This is a genomic window from Parablautia muri (assembly GCF_009917485.1).
GTDB lineage: Bacteria > Bacillota > Clostridia > Lachnospirales > Lachnospiraceae > Suilimivivens > Suilimivivens muri.
Window position 1 is genome coordinate 1 of sequence record NZ_QZDT01000155.1, and the last position, 1,590, is coordinate 1,590.

The 1,590-nt window shown below is 38.2% G+C and carries 1 protein-coding gene; it reads left to right on the top strand.

Annotated elements, in window-relative coordinates; genetic code table 11:
- Window positions 1-134 precede the first annotated feature (134 nt).
- Complete coding sequence (locus D5281_RS24860; RefSeq protein ID WP_160562524.1) at window positions 135-1,508, top strand: IS4 family transposase; 1,374 nt, start codon at window positions 135-137, stop codon at window positions 1,506-1,508.
- Window positions 1,509-1,590: the final 82 nt, after the last annotated feature.

Here is a 1,590-nt window from a genome sequence, read left to right on the forward strand (position 1 = left end):
AACTCAAACTTCGCATTTGAATAAGCGCAGATGCACCTTGAAAATTCAATAAAACTGGCAATAAAATAGCATGAAACCATCTGGTTTGATATAATTGAGTTGTCGAAAAACAATTAAAACCGGAGGCTCATGCTATGAATAAAAGTATAACACAAGTAAACCAGAATGATAAGCAGATTTCGAAATCTATAAAAAGATTTTTTACAAGATTCCATATTTCTTCAGCATTGAAGGCATCTAACGCTTATAAGAAAAAAGGAATTCCTGTTGTTGAGGTTTTCCAGTATCTTTTTTTGCTGATCTTTTCTAACAGAAGTATGTACATGAGTCTGATTACCGGAAAAAATTCTCCTGGGTTTGCAAAGGATACTGTGTACCGATTCATGAAGATGTTCCAGATTAACTGGCTTCACTTTACGACTCTGTTAGCTTCACGAATCATTAAGGATGCTATTGTACCTTTGGATTCAGAGAATCGTACAAATGTATTGATCATTGATGATTCCATGTTTGAACGCAATCGCTCTAAGAAAGTAGAACTTCTTGCAAAAGCTTATGATCACGCTAATCACAGATACCGTTTCGGATTTCGTATGCTTACACTTGGATGGTCAGATGGAAGCACATTTCTTCCCATCAATAACGTTCTTCTCTCATCTGAAAACAAAAAGAACAGGGTCAACGAAGCTTCGGATCTTGACAAACGAACTGTCGGATACAAAAGAAGAATGCTTTCCATGCAAAAGGGAACGCAGGCGATGCTTGAACTCCTAAAAGCCGCTAAAAAGGCTGATATTCCAGCCAAGTATGTTCTTTTTGACAGTTGGTTCTCTTCTCCAAGCACGCTCCATGCTGTAAAATCAATCGGCTATGATGTCATTGGCATGGTGAAAAAGACTCCCAAAATGTTCTTTCGGTACAATGGTGAAGACCTGTCTCTTCTTACAATCTATAACCAGAATAAAAAGAAATGTGGTCGTTCCAAATACTTACTTTCTGTGATAGTTGATGTTGTAAAGAATGGAGAAATTATTCCGGCTAAAGTTGTATATGTCCGTAATCGGAATAAGAAAAAGGAATACTTGTGCCTTATCTCTACAAATACAACTCTGGATGAAAATGAAATCATCCGTATTTATGGTAAGCGCTGGGATATCGAAGTTTTCTTCAAGGTATGTAAAAGCTACCTGAATCTCAGCAAGGAATGTAACTCCTTATCTTACGATGCAATGACTGCCCACACTGCAGTTGTTTTTACACGGTATATGATGCTTTCCCTGGAAAGCCGGGAATCTAACGACAGCCGTTCACTGGGTGAACTTTTTCTATACTTTTCTGACGAAATGTCTGATATCACATGGATACAGGCATTTCAAATGCTGCTTCAAATGTTCCGAACCATGCTTAGCGACAACACAGAACTGTCCGAAGATAAAATTGGCGAACTGGTTGATACGTTTATGAACACGGTACCTGCATTACTGAGGACACAGCTTCAAGCAGCATAGCAGAGGAATTAAGATAACTGAATAACTGCCAGGTATTGAATTTTCAAGGTGCATAGGCTAAATCTATGTGCGAAGTTTGAGT